Raw genomic sequence first — 16,735 nt, 5'->3', positions numbered from 1 at the left:
TATTCGATTCGAACGCAGGCCCTTAGCCCGGGACAGCATTTGTATATCAATGTGCTTTTCGGGCAATGACAATCTCAGCCATCACGCAACTGTTCCATGTCGCGGATGCGTTCGGCACTGCTGTTCTGCAGCTTCTGTGTCACCCCGGCAATCAGGGTTTCCGCCATCAGAAACAGCGTGGTGGAGGAGTCCCAGGGCGAGGGGACGGCGGTGCGTCCGGCAATCACGTGACGGGCAAAACGCGCGATTGGCGATAGCCACTGGTCGGTGATCAGGACGATCTCGACACCGCGCGCCTGCGCCTTCTCGGCAAAGCGGATGAGGCTATCCTGATAGCGGCGGATGTCGAAGATGACGAGGACGTCCTTCTTGCCCATATCGATCAGCTGATCGCGCCAGTTGCTCTCCTGACCGGTCAGGTGGGTGACGCCGGAACGGATGATCTTCAGATGCGCCGCCATGTAGATGGCAATCGGATCGGTGAAACGTCCACCGAGCAGATAGACATGGGTGCGGGTGCGGCTGAGCGCTTCCGTTACGTCGTCGAGCTGCTGGGCCGAGAGATGATGAAACGTTTCACGAATGTTCTCGATGGCCGCTTCCATCAGGGGATAGGCCGCGCTGCCCTTGGGGGACTGGATAATCGTGGTCCGGTTCAACGGCGATTGAAGCTGCGCCGCCAGTTCCTGCTGCAATACCTGCTGGAATTCGGGATAACTCTGAAACCCCAGACGCGACACGAAGCGCAGAATGGTCGGCGAACTCACCCCGGCCTGAGTCGAAAACTCCGCGACCGTGCGCAGGCCGATAAGCGGATAATTGGCGATGAGTGTCTGTGCCGCCTTGCGCTCCGACGCCGACATGGCATCGATTTTTTCGCTGATCAGTTCGGAAATAGTAGTTCCCATCAGACTTCTTTCGATCAAATGTCATTTTCGGATTTGACAATTTTGTGACTTATGTATCAAATCATACGAGAGTGGAAATAAAAATACAAAATGTAACGTAAAGTACAAGTTGCCGAAGAGGGCAAAATGGGATTATCGCAGGCCACGGAAAGTGTCTGGGAGCCGGTCCGGGTATCCAACCCCGATGGCAGCTCGCCGTTCGTCATTCTGTGCGATCATGCCTCAAATCACATTCCTGCGCCCTATGGCCGTCTTGGCCTTGAACCGGACGATCTGCAAAAACACATCGCATGGGACCCCGGCGCGCTTGGCGTGAGCCAGACGATGAGCGCATTGCTCGATGCGCCGTTGGTCGAATCGCGTGTGTCGCGCCTGATCATCGACTGCAACAGGCCGCTTGAGGCGCCGGATCTCATTCCTGCCACCAGCGAACTCACCACGGTTCCTGCCAATATCGAGCTCGACACGGCGGAAAAGCAGCGGCGCATCGCGCTGTCGCACCAGCCCTATCACGCCGCTATCGAAAAACTGGCAAGCAAGCGCGCGAGGAAAGGGCTTCCTGCGCCGATCTATGTGGCGGTGCATTCTTTCACGCCGGTTTACCGGGGCATCGAGCGGCCCTGGCACATCGGTATCATCCACGATGAATATGATCATGTTGCGGCGCCATTGATATCGGGGCTGCAGGCACTTGACCAATTCTGTGTTGGTATCAATGAGCCCTATTCGCCTGCCGATCGCGTCTACTATACGCTTGAACGCCATGCATCGGCGCAAGGGCTTGCTGCCGTGATGATCGAGATCCGCAATGATCTGATCACCAAACCCAAAGAAGAAAAAGCATGGGCCGGGATACTCTCGGCCATTCTGAAGGAAATTGCTCAAGGGCAGTTTTCCGCAACGAGGAAAGCTGCAAACAGGATCTGATTGACACTGGTATCTGACGTTAGAAATCTCTCAAAAATAACGGGGAACGTGAGTACGATGACACACCAAGATTATACGGACGTTGATAAATCGGAGGACGTCAAAGCCCTCCACGGCATGGGATATGCCCAGGAACTGGAGCGGCGCATGAGCCGCTTCTCGAACTTCGCCATTTCATTCTCGATCATCTGCATCCTGTCCGGCGGCATCAATTCGCTGGCGCAGGCAACATCCGGTGCCGGCGGTGCAGCGATCGGTATCGGCTGGCCACTGGGCTGCCTCGTATCGGCGGTCTTTGCCATCGCCATGGCCCAGATCAGCTCCGCCTATCCAACGGCAGGCGGTCTTTATCACTGGGGCTCGATCCTCGGCAATCGCGGCACGGGCTGGCTGACGGCCTGGTTCAATCTTCTCGGCCTGATCACGGTTCTCGGTGCGATCAATGTCGGCACCTATTACTTCTTCGTCGGTGCTTTCGGCGGTTACCTCGGCATGGAAGACACGACAACGGTGCGCATTCTTTTCCTCGTTGTCCTGACGGGTATTCAGGCCCTGATCAACCATATGGGCATCGGTCTTACGGCCAAACTGACTGACTTTTCGGGCTACCTGATCTTTGTCACGGCAATTGCCCTTTCCGTGGTTTGCCTTTCTGTGGCCGATACCTATGATTTCGCCCGGCTCTTTACGTTTGCCAACTATTCGGGCCAGCCAACCATGGCCGCCGATGGATCGTTGACCGGCGCCTCCGTCTGGCCAAGCCTGTCGCAGAGCTGGGTTTTCCTGCTTGGCCTGTTGCTGCCGATCTACACGATCACCGGTTATGACGCTTCCGCGCATACATCGGAAGAAACCGTCAAGGCCGCCCACTCGGTTCCGCGGGGCATGATCTCGTCAGTGCTGTGGTCGGCTGTTTTCGGCTACATCATGCTCTGCTCTTTCGTGCTGATGCTGCCAAGCATGGATGCTGCCGCTGCCCAGGGCTGGAACGTTTTCTTCTGGGCGATGGGCGAACAGGTCAACCCGCTGGTGAAGGATATTCTCTATTTCCTCATCTTCATCTGCCAGTTCCTGTGCGGTCTTGCGACAGTGACATCCGTCTCACGCATGATCTTCGCCTTTGCGCGTGACAAGGGGCTTCCGGCTTCGAGCGTCCTGTCCAAGGTCAGCCCGAAATACCGCACACCGGTTGCCGCCACATGGACAGGTGCAATTCTTTCCGTCCTGTTTGTCTGGGGCTCTTCGCTGGTCTCGATCGGCGATACGCCGGTTTATACGATCGTGGTTTCCTGCACGGTCATCTTCCTGTTCTTCTCCTTCGCTATTCCGATTGCGCTGGGTCTGTTTGCCTGGGGCACGCCGAAATGGAACAAGATGGGACCATGGAATCTGGGTGAGGGCCTGTTCAAGCTTTTTGCAGTTCTGTCGATCCTCGCCATGGCGCTGATCTTCATCCTCGGCATCCAGCCACCGAATGAATGGGCCTTGTACATCACGGTCGGCTTCCTGATCGTGACAGCCATTGTCTGGTTCGGCTTTGAGCGCCGCCGCTTCCAAGGTCCGCCCATTGGCGATGCCGTGGCCAAGCGCGCTGCCGATATTGCCGCTGCTGAAAAGGCCGTCGGTGAGAGAAGCTGATTTCAAAAACAGGGGCGACCGGCTTCGGTCGGTCGCCCTGTCTTTTGACCCTGATCACATTTCTGCTTGAGGATAGATGATAATGCCCGGACATTGGAGTTTCGACGAACTAAAGCGCCACGTAACCAATGGCGAAATTGACACGGTGCTGGCCTGCTTTGTCGATATGCAAGGCCGCCTGATCGGCAAGCGCTTCCACGCAAGTTTCTTCGTCGAATCCGCCCATGATGAAACCCATGGCTGCAATTATCTTCTGGCCAATGATATCGATATGGAACCGGTACCCGGCTACAAGGCTGCCAGCTGGAAACAGGGGTATGGCGATTTCGTCATCAAGCCCGACCTTTCGACGATCCGGCATATTCCGTGGCTGGAAAAGTGCGCGCTGGTTCTGTGCGACATTCTCGACCACCATCATCATGAAGATCTGGCCCATTCGCCGCGCGCTATTCTCAAGCGCCAGCTGGCCCGGTTGAAGGAGCGGGGCTATCTCGCCTACTTCGCATCCGAGCTGGAATTCTATCTCTTCGACGAGACCTACGAGAGCGCCCGCGCCAAGCACTGGAAGGGGATGACGACCGCGTCGCCCTATATCCAGGACTATGTGATCCAGATGACTACGAAGGAAGACGCCGTCATGCGCGCCATCCGCAATGGTCTGTTTGATGCGGGCATTCCCGTCGAGAACTCCAAGGGCGAATGGGGTCCGGGTCAGGAAGAGATCAATGTGCGCTATGCCGAAGCACTTGAGATGGCGGATCGCCATGTCGTCATGAAAAACGGCTGCAAGGAAATTGCCACCCAGATGGGCAAGGCGATCACCTTCATGGCCAAGTACGATTATTCGCTGGCCGGAAGTTCAAGCCATGTCCACAATTCCCTGTGGAGTGCCGATGGCAAGACGCCGTTGTTCTATGACAAGAGCGCGGAATACACCATGTCGCCGCTGATGCGGCAGTGGGTGGCCGGGCAGCTGAAATATGCCGACGATTTCACCTTTTTCCTGGCGCCTTACATCAACTCCTATAAGCGCTTCCAGGCGGGTACGTTTGCGCCAACGAAGAACGTCTGGAGCCTCGATAACCGGACGGCGGGCTTCCGTCTGTGCGGGGAAGGCACCAAGGGTATCCGTATCGAATGTCGCATCGGCGGCGCGGACCTCAATCCTTATCTGGCCTTTGCCGGTCTGATTGCGTCGGGGCTGGCGGGCATTGACGAGAAACTGGAACTCGACAAGCCGTTCCAGGGCGATGCCTATGGCGGGGCGCGCCTGCGCGAAATCCCCAAGACCCTGCGCGAAGCGACCGAAACGCTTGCCAAGTCGAAAATGCTGAAAACTGCTCTCGGCGAGGATGTGGTCGAGCACTATGTGCACACCGCCAAGTGGGAGCAGTTCGAATATGACCGCCGCGTTACCGATTGGGAGTTGCATCGCGGTTTCGAACGGTATTGAAGATCACATCAAAAACCTGTCCCGCAGCTTGGCGCGGCGGGACAGCGCCGATTTTAAAACATAGCCTAGAGGTTTACCCATGACCGAGACGGTCAAACTGATTACCCCCATCGACGGCTCCGTATATGCGGAACGTCCTGTCGCAACGGACAAGGCTATAGACGCGGCCGTGGAAGCGGCAAGGCAGGCGCAGGCCGGCTGGTCGCAGACCAGCATTGCCGAGCGTGGCCGGCTCTGCCTTGCGGCGCTGGATGCACTGCTGGCACTGAATGATGAGATTGTGCCTGAAATTGCCTGGCAGATGGGCCGCCCCGTGCGTTATGGCGGTGAAAAAGGCGGTGTGGAAGAGCGCACGCGCTACATGGTCCGGATTGCCGAACAGGCACTCGCGCCGGTCATTGAAAATGACAAGCCGGGCTTTCGCCGTTATATCAAGCATGTGCCGCTGGGCGTCGTCATGGTCATCGCGCCATGGAACTATCCGTATCTGACCGCCGTCAATACGATCATTCCCGCGCTCATGGCGGGCAATACCGTCATCCTCAAGCATGCGGCGCAGACCCTGCTGGTCGGCGAGCGTTTCGCCCAGGTTTTTGCCAAGGCCGGACTGCCGAAGGGCGTTTTCCAGAATATCGTTCTGGGTCATGCCCAGACCGAGAAACTGCTGGGTTCAGGCCGGATCGATCATGTCAATTTCACCGGCTCGGTCGGCGGCGGGCGGGCCATCGAGAAAGCGGCAGCCGGAACATTCATGTCGCTCGGGCTTGAACTCGGCGGCAAGGACCCGGCCTATGTGCTGCCGGACGTCAATCTGGACCACGCCGTTGCCAATCTCGTCGATGGCGCCTTCTTCAACTCCGGCCAGTGCTGCTGCGGTATCGAGCGCATCTATGTGCATGCGGATGTCTATGACCGCTTCGTCGATGGCTTTATCGACCTGACCAAGCAGTATGTGGTTGGCAATCCCCTCGATGCGGCCACCACCATGGGCCCGATGGCGCAGACACGTTTTGCCGAACTCATTCGCGAACAGAAGGCGGAAGCTCTGCGCAAGGGTGCAAAGGCCCACGTCAACATGAGTGTTGCCGATGACAAGGCGGGATCACCCTATCTCGCCCCCGAAGTGCTGACGGGCGTCGATCACCAGATGAGTGTCATGCGCGAGGAAAGTTTCGGCCCTGTTGTCGGCATCATGAAGGTGCGCAATGACGAGGAAGCGCTGGCTCTGATGAATGACAGCCAGTATGGCCTTACGGCTTCGCTGTGGACCACGGATACGGATCGGGCAGCCGCCATCGGCGACCGCATCGAAACCGGCACAGTCTTCATGAACCGCTGCGATTATATCGATCCGGCGCTGGTGTGGACCGGCGTCAAGGAAACCGGCAAGGGTGCCGCCATGTCTGCCATCGGCTATGGCAACCTGACCCGTCCAAAATCCTTCCATCTGCGCGAAGCGATCTGACTTTCTGAAAGAGACACACCATGAGCAAGCTGATTTCCAAATGGAACTATCCGACCACCGTTCGCTTCGGTGCAGGGCGTATCAAGGAACTGCCCGAGGTTCTCGAGGCAACCGGCATTAAGAGGCCGCTTTTTGTCACCGATCCCGGCTTGGCAAAACTGCCCGTTGTCGCGAGCACGCTGAAAATCCTTGACGATGCGAAAGTGCCCTACGGCGTCTTCTCCGAAGTTAAACCCAACCCGGTTGAATCCAATCTCACCGCCGGTATTGCCGTGTTCAAGAAGGGCAAGCATGACGGTGTCATCGCCTTCGGCGGCGGCTCGGCGCTGGACCTCGGCAAGCTTATCGCCTTCCAGGCGGGCCAGACCCGGCCGGTATGGGATTTCGAGGATGTGGGCGATTGGTGGACCCGCGCCAACAGTGATGTGATCGCGCCGATCATTGCCGTGCCGACAACGGCGGGGACGGGTTCGGAAGTCGGCCGTGCTGGTGTCATCACCAATGAAGAGACCCACACCAAGAAGGTGATCTTCCATCCGAAACTGCTGCCGGCGATTGTCATTGCCGATCCGGAACTGTCGGTCGGCATGCCCGCCTTTATCACAGCCGGTACGGGCATGGATGCTCTGGCGCATTGCCTCGAAGCCTATTGCGCGCCGGGTTATCATCCGATGGCCGACGGTATCGCGGTTGAAGGTATCCGTCTTGTGTTCGAAAACCTGCCCAAGGCCTATGCCAACGGCAAGGATCTGACTGCACGCGCCCATATGATGAGCGCGGCAGCCATGGGCGCGACCGCCTTCCAGAAAGGTCTCGGCGCGATCCATTCCCTGTCACATCCCATCGGTGCCCTGTACGACACCCATCACGGCATGACCAATGCAGTCTTCATGCCCTATGTGCTCGCATTCAACCGCGATGCGGTGGAAGAGCGTATCGCGCGGCTTGCCAGCTATATCGGCATCAAGGGGGGCTTCGACGGTTTCGCCAAGTCGATCATCAAGCTGCGCAAGGAGCTGAAAGTGCCGCACACGCTGCCGGGCCTGATCAAGGATCTCAACATGAGCAAGAAGCAGAAGGAACTGGTTGCCGACATGGCCATCGTCGATCCGACTGCCGGCGGCAATCCGGTCAAACTGACAAAGAAGGCAGCGCTCAAGCTGCTGGATGAAGCGATTGGAGGATAGGCTCTGAGCCTGCTTTCAACCGTCAAATTGAAAGGCGCTGGAAACAGCGCCTTTTTGCTGGTTTATGCAGGGATGACCAGCGTTTGATGATAGCGCCAAAGCTTCTTGTCGGCGGTCAATAGCGGCATCGCTTCATATAGAGCTTGGGCAATCATTATGCGATCAAACGGGTCAGCATGATCCGGGTATTGGGCCAACGAAGTAAGGGCCAGCGTGTGGTCAATGCTGATTGGCAGTTCGATCATTCCTGTCTGATGAAACGATGCCCTGGCCTCAAGTGGGTGAAGAGCTAACTGCCCCTTGCCGTGCATGATCGCGATTTCCCATATGACAGCGCTGCTGATGAACAAGGAATTTTCGGGATCGTCTGCAATATCCTTGATTTTCTGTGAAGCGTTGGGGTTGCCCGCAGCAATCCAGATGGCGATGTGCGTATCGAGCAAAACTTTCATGGAAAGATGTCTTGCTCGCCACTTACTTCAAAGTCAGCTGCTATCTCGCCATCGCCTGCATTAAACTCCTCTACCGTTTCAGGCAGGTTCAAGCCGGCAAGAATATGGTGGGCTGCGCCGAAGCGCTTCGGAGCACTATAAGGCACAAGCCTGGCAACGAGCTTGCCATTACGTGCCAGAACTATCTCGTTTTCGCGGCCCGATTCCAAACCCTCCACCAAGCTTGAAAGCCTGGTTTTTGCATCGTGCATATTCACGGTGACCACGACACTATCCTATTAGCTAATGCAGCTTAGCTAATAGGACATTTGCTGATTGCAAGCAACGTTGCTTGTCAGTGCTCCAGAACCAGCAGATCCTTGGCGGCAAGGCTGACCTTGACGTCTTCACCCGGTACAGGCGGTGGCGCGCTTGGGTCGTTGAACGTATCGAATGAGACCGTATTTTCGCCGAGCGATGCGCGGATGCGGATAACCGAGCCGAGGAAGTGCACGCTGTTTATCCTGCCGTCCAGCGTTGTTTCGCGGCTGCCGGTTGCCGCGCCGAGGCTGACGGCCTCGGGGCGCACGGCAAGTGAAATCTTGTCGCCGGTCTTGTGACCATTGAGTCGCTTCAAGCCAATCGAGACATCCTTGCCGTCAACCGTGATCATGCCTGTGGCCGCATCGCGCACGACCGCGTCCAGCGTGTTGAGCGTTCCGACAAACGAGGCGACAAACCGCGATGAGGGGTGATTGTAAATCTCGAATGGCGCTCCGACTTGCTCGGCTTTGCCTTCATACATGACGACGATGCGGTCGGAGATCGACAGGGCTTCTTCCTGATCGTGGGTGACGAAAATCGTGGTGATGCCAAGCTTGCGCTGGATCGCCCTGATTTCTTCACGCAGCGAAACACGGATCTTGGCATCGAGCGCTGACAGGGGTTCGTCGAGCAGGAGGACCTGCGGCTTGGTGGCAAGGGCGCGCGCAAGGGCAACGCGCTGCTGCTGGCCGCCGGAGAGCTGATAGGGAAAGCGTTCGGCCAGATGGTCCAGCTTGATCAGCGACAGCATCTCATGCACCGTCGCATTGATCTCCGCCTGCGGTTTCTTGGCGACCTTGAGACCGAAGGCAACATTCTGTGCCACGGTCATGTTGGGAAAGAGGGCGTAAGCCTGAAACACCATGCCGATATTGCGCTGGTTGGGCTTGAGGTTGACAACATCCTTGCCGCCAATGCTGATCGTGCCTGACGTCGGTGTTTCAAAGCCGGCGACCATGCGCAGGACGGTGGTCTTGCCGCAACCGCTGGGTCCGAGGAAGGAGATGAATTCGCCTTTCTCGATGTTCAGATTGAAATCATGAACGACCGTTGTCGCTCCAAAACTCTTTTTCAAATGGCTGATAGTGAGAAATGACATTGGCAAGGTTCCCGATTATCGCTTGGTTGCAGCGAGGGATTTGTTGAAGCGAGTGACGATCTGGATCAGCCCCATACAGACCCAGGTTATGGCAAAGGCAATGACTGAAAGCGCCGCTGGCTCATAGGCGCGGTTGGCGCCGAGCAGCTGCAGGAACGGTCCGAAAGCCGGGCGGTTCAGCAGGGCTGCCATGGTGAACTCACCAATGACGATGGCGAAGGTCAGAAACGCGCCTGAGAGAACCGCAACGAGCACATTGGGTAGAATGATGCGCGACATGATGGTTATCCGGCTTGCCCCAAGGCTTTCAGCGGCTTCCGTCATGGTGCGGATATCAATCGCGCCAAGCCCGGTATCCACGGCACGGTACATGTAGGGCAGGGCCAGCGTCGTGTAGCCGAAGCACAACAGGATGTTTGTTCCTATTGCGGAGCCGGTCAGCGGCAGGATGGAAGATGTGTTGTAGAGCCTGATGTACCCGAACACGATGACAATCGCGGGAATGACCAGCGGCAGCAGCGTGATGAATTCAATAAAGGGCCGCCAGCCCGGCAGACGCAGACGCACCCAATAGGCTGTTGGAACCACCAGCAGGACGCCAACCAGGATGGTGGCGATTGCCATCACGACGGAATAGGCGAAGGTCGCCTGAAAACCGGGATCGCTCAACACAACCCAGTAGGCATCGAGCGAATAGACACCGCGCCGCATGCGCAAGGAAAATTCAAACAGGCCTATCAACGGCAGGGCAAAGTAAAGAATGCCGAACGCGAGCGCGATCCAGGACCAGAAGCGATTGATCTTCATTTGAGCCACCGTTCACTGCGGGCGCGCATCCAGATGTAAATCCCATTGGAAATGCCTGTTATGACAATCATACCGAAGGCCAAGGCATAACCGAGCTGCGGATCCTGCAGGACATCGCCCCGAATCTGGGCATACAGAACGATTGGAACGATGCTCAGGGACGAGCCGGTCAGCGCATAGGCCGTGGCAATCGCACCGAAGGAATTGGCGAAAAGCAGAAGAATGGTACCAAGCAGCGCAGGCCAGAGGATCGGGAAAGCAACCATGCGCCAGTACTGCGGTCCGGTCGCGCCAAGAATGGTGGCGGCTTCCTTCCATTCGCGTTTCAAACCGTCAAGCGCCGGCGTGATGATCAGGACCATCAGCGGAATCTGGAAATAGAGATAGGTGATTGTCAGGCCCCAGAAGCTCAGGAGATTGAAACCGTGGGCGTAGAGGTTGAACCCGAAGACATTGACCAGCAGATAGGTAACGAGGCCCGTACGTCCGAGTGTGAACAGGAAGGCATAGGCGAGGGGAACACCGGCGAAATTCGATGCCACGCCCGAAAACGTCATCATCGGTGCCCGGATCCAGCTGGGCAGGCCGCCCAACGTAATTGCCGCAGCAATACAGAAGCCGATGAATGCACCGAGAAGCGCCGATGTCAGCGAAATCTTGATCGAGATCAAGTAGGCATCCATGATGGATGGCTGAAACAGGTTTGCGAGATTGGCTAGGGTCAGATTGCCCTGCGCGTCCTGGAATGCACCGGCAACGAGATAGATCGTCGGCAAAACCAGAAACATCACGGCAAACAGGAAGAACGGCATGACGCCGAGCCAGTCGAGCGACAAGCGCTTGCGCTCCTGGGCAGCGACAGGCGGAACAGAGGGGGTGCTTGCTTCTGAAATCGCGCTCATGAGATTTTGGAAACCGCTTTCTTGGATACAATATAGCCGCTACCGCAAATTTTGCGAAGCGAACAAACTGACCGTCAATTCAAGCAATAAATGTCTGGTCAAGCAATAAACGTCTGGTCTCTGAATAAGGGAATCCCCGCGGATGTTTCCACGGGGATTCGATCTTCAGAGATTATTTGACGTTCGCGCCGACAACCTTGTCCCAGCCCTTGGTGATGACGTCCTTGGCCGCAGCCTGTTCATCAAGCGTCGGGAAGAATGCCTTTTCGTAGGCCGCTGCTGGTGGCAGCTTGTCGAGGACTTCCTTCGGTACCTTGTTGTTCTTTACCAGATCCTTGAAGCGCGTCGGATGGCAATAGCCCTTGAGGTAACCAATCTGGCCCTCATCGGAATAGAGATATTCCATCCAGAGCTTGGCTGCATTTGGATGCGGTGCATAGGCGCTGATGGCCTGGACGTAGACGCCGGCGAGAACGCCGGAGGTCGGAACGACGACTTCAACTGGCGGGTTGCCCTTGAGCGTATCGCGGCCCGAAAGCGCGTTGTAGTCCCAGTTGATGATGATCGGGGTTGCGCCCTGTGCGAGTGTACCCGACTTGCCGATAACCGGAACGAAGTTACCAGCCTTGTTGAGGTCGGCAAAATACTTCAGGCCAGCTTCGGCAGCGGCTGCACCGGGCTTGGCGCCCGTGGATGCACCGGCCGCTTGCACGGCCAGAATGGCCTGGTTCGAAGCGCGCGGATCACCGGCAAGCGCAACGGAATTTGCATATTCCGGCTTGAGCAGATCAGCCCAATCTTTCGGAACATTCTTGACGATATCGGTGTTCACTTCGAGTGACATGACGCCGTAGTAGTCGCCATACCAATGGCCGTCAGCGTCTTTCAGTTCGGCCGGGATCGAATCCCAGGTGGAAACCTTGTAAGGCAGTGTCAGGCCGTCTTTCTTGGCATCGGGGCCAAAGGAAAGGCCTACGTCGATGACGTCAGGCGCCTGCGGCCCCTTGTTGTCCTTGTTGGCCTTGATCGCTTCGACTTCGTCCTTCGATCCGGCATCCGGATTGAGTTCGTTGACCGTCAGGCCATACTTTGCCTTGAAGCCGGCAATGATATCACCATAACCACACCAGTCGTGCGGCAATGCGATCGTCGTCAGCGAGCCTTCCTTCTTTGCAGCGGCAACCAGATCAGCCGGTGCGTCCGCGAAAGAAAGCGTTGTGCTTGCGAACAGCAGAGCTGTCGATAGAGAGAGCAAGCGTTTTGAAGAAACAACCATTTTAACACCCCTGTTTAAGCGACAAACGTCATTGGCTCTTTTTTCGACGTTCCTGCCTCCCGATATAGGGCTCTCATGTCAGTTAGATGACAGGCCCACGAACGTCTTTTCCTGAGCAGTGGAAAGAAGTGAAACATTTTTTTGGTGGCTTAGCAATTCGCAGTTAGTGGAATTCTGGCGTTGCTTCGATCAACGGCTGTATTGCTCTCATAACGACAAAAACATTGGCATGCGCGGCAGTTAGCCGAATAATGAATGTCGCATTTGATTTCCTGCGACATGCTCATCCACAAGGGTCGATCGCGTCATGAAAAATTCTGTTAGGGGACTAATATTATTTTTCATGAATCCGGCGAATGAGCTGCTGTGAAAATCACGCCGTTGCCAGTTTCGGCTGGGCCGGCGTGGCCGGATTCGGGTCGCAATTTCGACCAATCCCTGCTAGGAAATCAGGCGTCATGACGATCAAGGTAGGGACTATGCAGCAGACTTCTGCAGCTGATGGGTTCGTGGTTCGACAAGCTCACCATGAGGGAGAGTGGTGCTGTAACGCTAATCACAAGCATTGCGGGAGATGGCAATCACCTGTGTTGCAGAATATAGCTCCCTGCAATCCTCACCCTCCCTCATGGTGAGCTTGTCGAACCACGAACCGCGCCTCATGCACCGCAACCGCGATGGGATGCTAGTGCCCGCCACCACCACCGCCGCCTGCGGCTGCCGGTTTGCGCATGAGCACGGATAAAAAGGCAAGCGTGGCGAACAACATTGTCAGGATATAGAAGACATCTATAAACGACATCAATGAGGCCTGCCGGTGAACCATCGCGGAAATCTGGCTGAGCGCGGCGGTGGAGCCATCAATGCCGTGGGACGCGAAATTCTTGCTCATGCTGGCCATCAGCTCTTCCGCTTCCGGATTACCCCAGCGGACATTTTCGGAAAGCTGGGCATAATGCAGGACACCGCGATCTGTCAGAACCGTGTTGATGACGGCAAGGCCAACGGCGCCGCCGAGGTTGCGGGTGAGGTTGAACAGGCCCGATGCGTTCTTGAGCCGGGACAGCGGCAAGGTCCCAAGTGCCAGATTGTTGATTGGTACCATGCACAGCATCAGTGAGCAGCCGCGCAGGATCTGTGGCAGCAGCAATTCATAGAAATCCCAGTCGGCGGTGAGGCCGGTCACTGTCCACGTACCTGCGGCAAAGCCGGCAAAGCCAATCATCATCATGAGGCGCGGGTCCATCCGGGTGGACAGGAAACCGGCCACTGGTGCCGTCATGAACATGGCCAGGCCGCTGACAAACAGCGCTTCGCCGATCATGAGTGCGTCATATCCCCTGATCCGGCCGAGATAGACCGGATAGAGATAGGTCAGGCCATAAAGACCGACACCCATGATGAAGGAAAATACAGATCCAAAGGCGAAATTCAGGTTCTTGAAGGCGCGCAGGTCGACGATCGGCTCTTCGGCGGTGAAGGCGCGATAGAAGAACAGCAGGGCACCCATCACAAGAACGATGGCGAAGAAGAAGATCGTGCTGTCCTGCAGCCAGTCGTTGCGCGGACCCTCTTCAAGCACATATTCGAGCGATCCGAGGAATGCGGCCATGCCGGCAAGGCCCCACCAGTCGAACTTGCTGAACAGCGACTTGTCGCCCTTGTCGAAGTCGATGAGGTTCCACGCGGCAAAAGCAACGATGATGCCGGGAATAACGTTGACGAGGAACAGCCAGTGCCAGGAAAAGGCGTGGCTGAGATAGCCGCCGACGGTCGGTCCGATGGTTGGCGCGAGCGTTGCCACAAGGCCGATGATCGGTGAGACGATCGAGCGCTTGGATGGCGGGAAAATAGTGAAAGCCGCAGCGAACACGCTGGGGATCATGCCACCGCCGATAAAGCCCTGAATGGCGCGGTAGACGATCATCTGATCAATATTCGTGGCCGTAGCGCACAGGATGCTGGCGGCGGTGAAACCCGCGGCGGAAACCGTGAAGAGGACACGTGTCGACAAAAGCCGTCCGAGAAAGCCGGACAGCGGGATCATGATGACTTCGGCGATGAGGTACGAGGTCTGCACCCAGGAAATCTCGTCGGAACTGGCGCTCAGGCCCGCCTGAATTTCCGCAAGGGAGGCCGAAACGATCTGGATGTCGAGAATGGCCATGAACATGCCGAAGACCATCGCCACGAAGGCGATGGCTTTCTTCCGGTCAATATGATCGGACGGCACGGCCGGTGCCGCTGGCTTTCCACTGATGGTCGTGCTCGACATGATACCGGATCCGGTGCTGGTTGTGCTTACTTGGCCGGAGCCGTGCGTGTATCGACGTCAACGATGACGCTCAAACCGGCCTGGAGCCTGCCTGAAGCCAGAACGTCGGCGGGCAGGGCTATACGGACGGGCACGCGCTGAACAACCTTGGTAAAGTTGCCCGTCGCGTTTTCAGCCGGAAGCAGCGAGAATACGGCGCCCGAGGCCGGCGCAACTGACGCGACGGTGCCTTCGAACGTGTCGCCGGACAGCGCATCGACACGCACCCGGACTTTTTGGCCCGGTACAATGTCACGCAGCTGCGTTTCCTTATAGTTCGCGTCGATATAGAGCTCGTTGACAGGAACCAGAGCGGCAAGGCGCTGGCCGGGACTGACGAGATCGCCCTTCTTGGCCGAGAGGTTGCCGATGACACCGTCAATCGGTGCGCGGATGACCGTGAAGGCGAGATCGCGCGCCGCCTTGTCCTTGCTCAGCTGCAGCGAGGCAATGGAGCCCTCGGCTTCCTTGAACTGCGCCTCAAGTACGCCGACATTGGCAACGGCTGCCGCAATTTGCGCGTCGGCGGAAACGAGATTGGCCTTGGCCTGATCAAGGGCGGCGGTCGCATCATCCAGCTGTGACTGGGAAGCAAAGCGCGTCGCATGCAACTGGCCTGCGCGGGTTGAAGCAGCTTGTGCATTGGTCAGAACCGCCTGTGCGGCCACTTTGCCGGCTTCGACCTGCTGCACGGAAGCCTTGGCGGCCTCCGTCTGGGCCTGAATACGCAGAAGCGTCAGGCGCTGGGTCGCGATTTGCGCCTCGGCTTGTTCTTCCGCAATCGTATAGTCGCCATTGTCGAGTGTGATCAACGGATCGCCTGCCTTGACGCGCTGATTGGCAACGACATTGATCGTATCGATATAGCCGGTGATCTTCGGAGCAATGGCCGTGATGTCGCCCTGAATATAGGCGTCATCGGTGGAAACCATGAAGCGGCCCGTTGTCCACCATTCGTGGCCATACCAGGCACCGGCGCCAACAGCAGCGATAATAATGACGGGCAAGACAAAGCGCCTTACCGAACGCTTGGGCGGAGCAGGGGTCGCGGTCACGGGCGATGCAACTGCATCATGCTGCGGGGCCTCATCTTTCACCGGTGCTTCCACCTTGGAAGCAGGAGCGGGTGATGGGAACTGGCGAATCTCAGCCTCGTTAGTGGATTTCGGCGCGGACATGAAGAGCTCTTTCTAGAGACGGTCAATCTGAAATCTGATTGAACCAATCGGTTCGATCGTTGACATACCTCAAATGAGAGCGCATATCAAGTGGATCGAACCGCTTGGTTCGAAAAAGAATCGAAAACGAGGAAACTTGACTAATATGTCGTCTACCAAGGCATCTGTTGTTGACCCCGACATGACTCCCATAGAGCGTCCCGGCCGGCTGGCCGCCGGTCAGGACCCGGTCAAACGCCAGCAGATTCTGGATGGGGCCAATCGCGTCTTTTCGCAGATGGGCTTTGATGCGGCCAGCATGAACGACATTACCCGTGAAGCGGGCGTGTCTAAGGGCACGATCTATGTCTACTTCAGCAACAAGGAAGAGCTGTTCATCGATCTGTGCCAGCAATACAAGATTGCGCTCTTTGACGGTATCTATCAGGCTCTGGAGAGTAACAACGGCGACCTGCGCGAAGCTCTGATCCAGTTTGGTATCTCGCTGTCGACGCTGATTACATCGAATGTCGGCATTCAGGCGCAGCGGGTTATCATAGGCGTGGCGGAGCGTATGCCTTCGATGAGTTGCAGCTTCTACGAAAAGGGCCCGAAAAAAGGCCTCGCTCTCGTGCGTGCGCTGCTGGACAAACACGTCGCAGAGGGAATGCTTGTCATCGAGGATACGGAACTGGCAGCCTATCAGCTTTCAGACCTTTTTCATTCGGGTCTGCTGCGCCGGCGTCTGTTCGGCCAGATGGAACGGGAACCGGAACCGGAGCAAATCCGCAAGACGGTGACCGCGGGCGTTGATATGTTCCTGAGGGCCTATAAAGCCTGATCGGGT

15 protein-coding genes are annotated in these 16,735 nt (G+C 56.9%); 6 read left to right on the top strand and 9 right to left on the bottom strand.

Annotated elements, in window-relative coordinates:
- Nucleotides 1-74 precede the first annotated feature (74 nt).
- On the bottom strand, nucleotides 75-908 hold the full coding sequence (locus tag FHW16_RS23700) for a MurR/RpiR family transcriptional regulator (protein ID WP_182551761.1): 834 nt from the start codon (nucleotides 906-908) through the stop codon (nucleotides 75-77).
- A gap of 126 nt (nucleotides 909-1,034) precedes the next feature.
- Here FHW16_RS23700 and FHW16_RS23695 point away from each other — a divergent pair, with 126 nt between their 5' ends.
- The 5 genes from FHW16_RS23695 to FHW16_RS23675 all read left to right on the top strand — a co-directional run bounded on the left by FHW16_RS23695 (nucleotide 1,035) and on the right by FHW16_RS23675 (nucleotide 7,578).
- On the top strand, nucleotides 1,035-1,835 hold the full coding sequence (locus FHW16_RS23695) for an N-formylglutamate amidohydrolase (protein ID WP_182551760.1): 801 nt from the start codon (nucleotides 1,035-1,037) through the stop codon (nucleotides 1,833-1,835).
- A gap of 57 nt (nucleotides 1,836-1,892) precedes the next feature.
- Complete coding sequence (locus FHW16_RS23690; protein ID WP_182551759.1) at nucleotides 1,893-3,473, top strand: amino acid permease; 1,581 nt, start codon at nucleotides 1,893-1,895, stop codon at nucleotides 3,471-3,473.
- Nucleotides 3,474-3,555: 82 nt separating this feature from the next.
- Nucleotides 3,556-4,926 carry a glutamine synthetase family protein gene (locus FHW16_RS23685; RefSeq protein WP_182551758.1) on the top strand — a complete coding sequence of 457 codons (1,371 nt, stop codon included), beginning with the start codon at nucleotides 3,556-3,558 and terminating at the stop codon, nucleotides 4,924-4,926.
- Nucleotides 4,927-5,005: 79 nt separating this feature from the next.
- On the top strand, nucleotides 5,006-6,391 hold the full coding sequence (locus tag FHW16_RS23680; protein ID WP_182551757.1) for an aldehyde dehydrogenase family protein: 1,386 nt from the start codon (nucleotides 5,006-5,008) through the stop codon (nucleotides 6,389-6,391).
- A 20-nt stretch (nucleotides 6,392-6,411) separates the two neighbouring features.
- Complete coding sequence (locus FHW16_RS23675) at nucleotides 6,412-7,578, top strand: iron-containing alcohol dehydrogenase (RefSeq protein ID WP_182551756.1); 1,167 nt, start codon at nucleotides 6,412-6,414, stop codon at nucleotides 7,576-7,578.
- A gap of 62 nt (nucleotides 7,579-7,640) precedes the next feature.
- On the opposite strand, the gene FHW16_RS23670 is transcribed toward FHW16_RS23675, so the two are convergent.
- From FHW16_RS23670 to FHW16_RS23635, 8 genes are all read right to left on the bottom strand, one after another.
- Nucleotides 7,641-8,030, bottom strand: a complete 390-nt coding sequence (locus FHW16_RS23670) for a type II toxin-antitoxin system VapC family toxin (protein WP_182551755.1) — start codon at nucleotides 8,028-8,030, stop codon at nucleotides 7,641-7,643.
- On the bottom strand, nucleotides 8,027-8,296 hold the full coding sequence (locus FHW16_RS23665; RefSeq protein WP_182551754.1) for a type II toxin-antitoxin system Phd/YefM family antitoxin: 270 nt from the start codon (nucleotides 8,294-8,296) through the stop codon (nucleotides 8,027-8,029). Before FHW16_RS23665 ends, FHW16_RS23670 begins: the two co-directional genes overlap by 4 nt.
- A gap of 68 nt (nucleotides 8,297-8,364) precedes the next feature.
- Nucleotides 8,365-9,432 carry an ABC transporter ATP-binding protein gene (locus tag FHW16_RS23660; RefSeq protein WP_182551753.1) on the bottom strand — a complete coding sequence of 356 codons (1,068 nt, stop codon included), beginning with the start codon at nucleotides 9,430-9,432 and terminating at the stop codon, nucleotides 8,365-8,367.
- A gap of 15 nt (nucleotides 9,433-9,447) precedes the next feature.
- Nucleotides 9,448-10,239, bottom strand: a complete 792-nt coding sequence (locus tag FHW16_RS23655) for an ABC transporter permease (RefSeq protein ID WP_210278256.1) — start codon at nucleotides 10,237-10,239, stop codon at nucleotides 9,448-9,450.
- A complete protein-coding gene (locus FHW16_RS23650) occupies nucleotides 10,236-11,051 on the bottom strand; it encodes an ABC transporter permease (protein ID WP_432652081.1) in 816 nt (271 codons plus the stop codon). Before FHW16_RS23650 ends, FHW16_RS23655 begins: the two co-directional genes overlap by 4 nt.
- Before the next feature lie 262 nt (nucleotides 11,052-11,313).
- Nucleotides 11,314-12,417: an ABC transporter substrate-binding protein gene (locus FHW16_RS23645; RefSeq protein WP_182551751.1), complete on the bottom strand. Its 1,104-nt coding sequence runs from the start codon at nucleotides 12,415-12,417 to the stop codon at nucleotides 11,314-11,316.
- A gap of 685 nt (nucleotides 12,418-13,102) precedes the next feature.
- Nucleotides 13,103-14,692 (bottom strand): DHA2 family efflux MFS transporter permease subunit, encoded by a 1,590-nt coding sequence (locus tag FHW16_RS23640; protein WP_182551750.1) that lies wholly within the window; start codon nucleotides 14,690-14,692, stop codon nucleotides 13,103-13,105.
- Nucleotides 14,693-14,718: 26 nt separating this feature from the next.
- Nucleotides 14,719-15,909: an HlyD family secretion protein gene (locus FHW16_RS23635; RefSeq protein ID WP_182551749.1), complete on the bottom strand. Its 1,191-nt coding sequence runs from the start codon at nucleotides 15,907-15,909 to the stop codon at nucleotides 14,719-14,721.
- 145 nt (nucleotides 15,910-16,054) lie between these two features.
- Between FHW16_RS23635 and FHW16_RS23630 the strand changes: the two genes are divergently transcribed.
- Nucleotides 16,055-16,729, top strand: coding sequence for a TetR/AcrR family transcriptional regulator (locus FHW16_RS23630; protein WP_182551748.1), 675 nt, complete (start codon nucleotides 16,055-16,057; stop codon nucleotides 16,727-16,729).
- The last annotated feature ends 6 nt before the right edge of the window (nucleotides 16,730-16,735 follow it).

This window comes from Phyllobacterium myrsinacearum, assembly GCF_014138285.1.
Classification (GTDB): domain Bacteria; phylum Pseudomonadota; class Alphaproteobacteria; order Rhizobiales; family Rhizobiaceae; genus Phyllobacterium; species Phyllobacterium myrsinacearum_A.
The sequence above is the reverse complement of the archived record's forward strand: the minus strand, read 5'-3'. Positions and strand labels throughout refer to the sequence as shown.

Excerpts from the sequence above, each read along its gene's own strand:
- FHW16_RS23700 (WP_182551761.1), bottom strand. The coding sequence starts at position 908 with ATGGGAACTACTATTTCCGAACTGATCAGCGAAAAAATCGATGCCATG.
- FHW16_RS23695 (WP_182551760.1), top strand. The coding sequence starts at position 1,035 with ATGGGATTATCGCAGGCCACGGAAAGTGTCTGGGAGCCGGTCCGGGTA.
- FHW16_RS23690 (WP_182551759.1), top strand. The coding sequence starts at position 1,893 with ATGACACACCAAGATTATACGGACGTTGATAAATCGGAGGACGTCAAA.
- FHW16_RS23685 (WP_182551758.1), top strand. The coding sequence starts at position 3,556 with ATGCCCGGACATTGGAGTTTCGACGAACTAAAGCGCCACGTAACCAAT.
- FHW16_RS23680 (WP_182551757.1), top strand. The coding sequence starts at position 5,006 with ATGACCGAGACGGTCAAACTGATTACCCCCATCGACGGCTCCGTATAT.
- FHW16_RS23675 (WP_182551756.1), top strand. The coding sequence starts at position 6,412 with ATGAGCAAGCTGATTTCCAAATGGAACTATCCGACCACCGTTCGCTTC.
- FHW16_RS23670 (WP_182551755.1), bottom strand. The coding sequence starts at position 8,030 with ATGAAAGTTTTGCTCGATACGCACATCGCCATCTGGATTGCTGCGGGC.
- FHW16_RS23660 (WP_182551753.1), bottom strand. The coding sequence starts at position 9,432 with ATGTCATTTCTCACTATCAGCCATTTGAAAAAGAGTTTTGGAGCGACA.
- FHW16_RS23655 (WP_210278256.1), bottom strand. The coding sequence starts at position 10,239 with ATGAAGATCAATCGCTTCTGGTCCTGGATCGCGCTCGCGTTCGGCATT.
- FHW16_RS23650 (WP_432652081.1), bottom strand. The coding sequence starts at position 11,051 with ATGCCGTTCTTCCTGTTTGCCGTGATGTTTCTGGTTTTGCCGACGATC.
- FHW16_RS23645 (WP_182551751.1), bottom strand. The coding sequence starts at position 12,417 with ATGGTTGTTTCTTCAAAACGCTTGCTCTCTCTATCGACAGCTCTGCTG.
- FHW16_RS23640 (WP_182551750.1), bottom strand. The coding sequence starts at position 14,692 with ATGTCGAGCACGACCATCAGTGGAAAGCCAGCGGCACCGGCCGTGCCG.
- FHW16_RS23635 (WP_182551749.1), bottom strand. The coding sequence starts at position 15,909 with ATGTCCGCGCCGAAATCCACTAACGAGGCTGAGATTCGCCAGTTCCCA.
- FHW16_RS23630 (WP_182551748.1), top strand. The coding sequence starts at position 16,055 with ATGTCGTCTACCAAGGCATCTGTTGTTGACCCCGACATGACTCCCATA.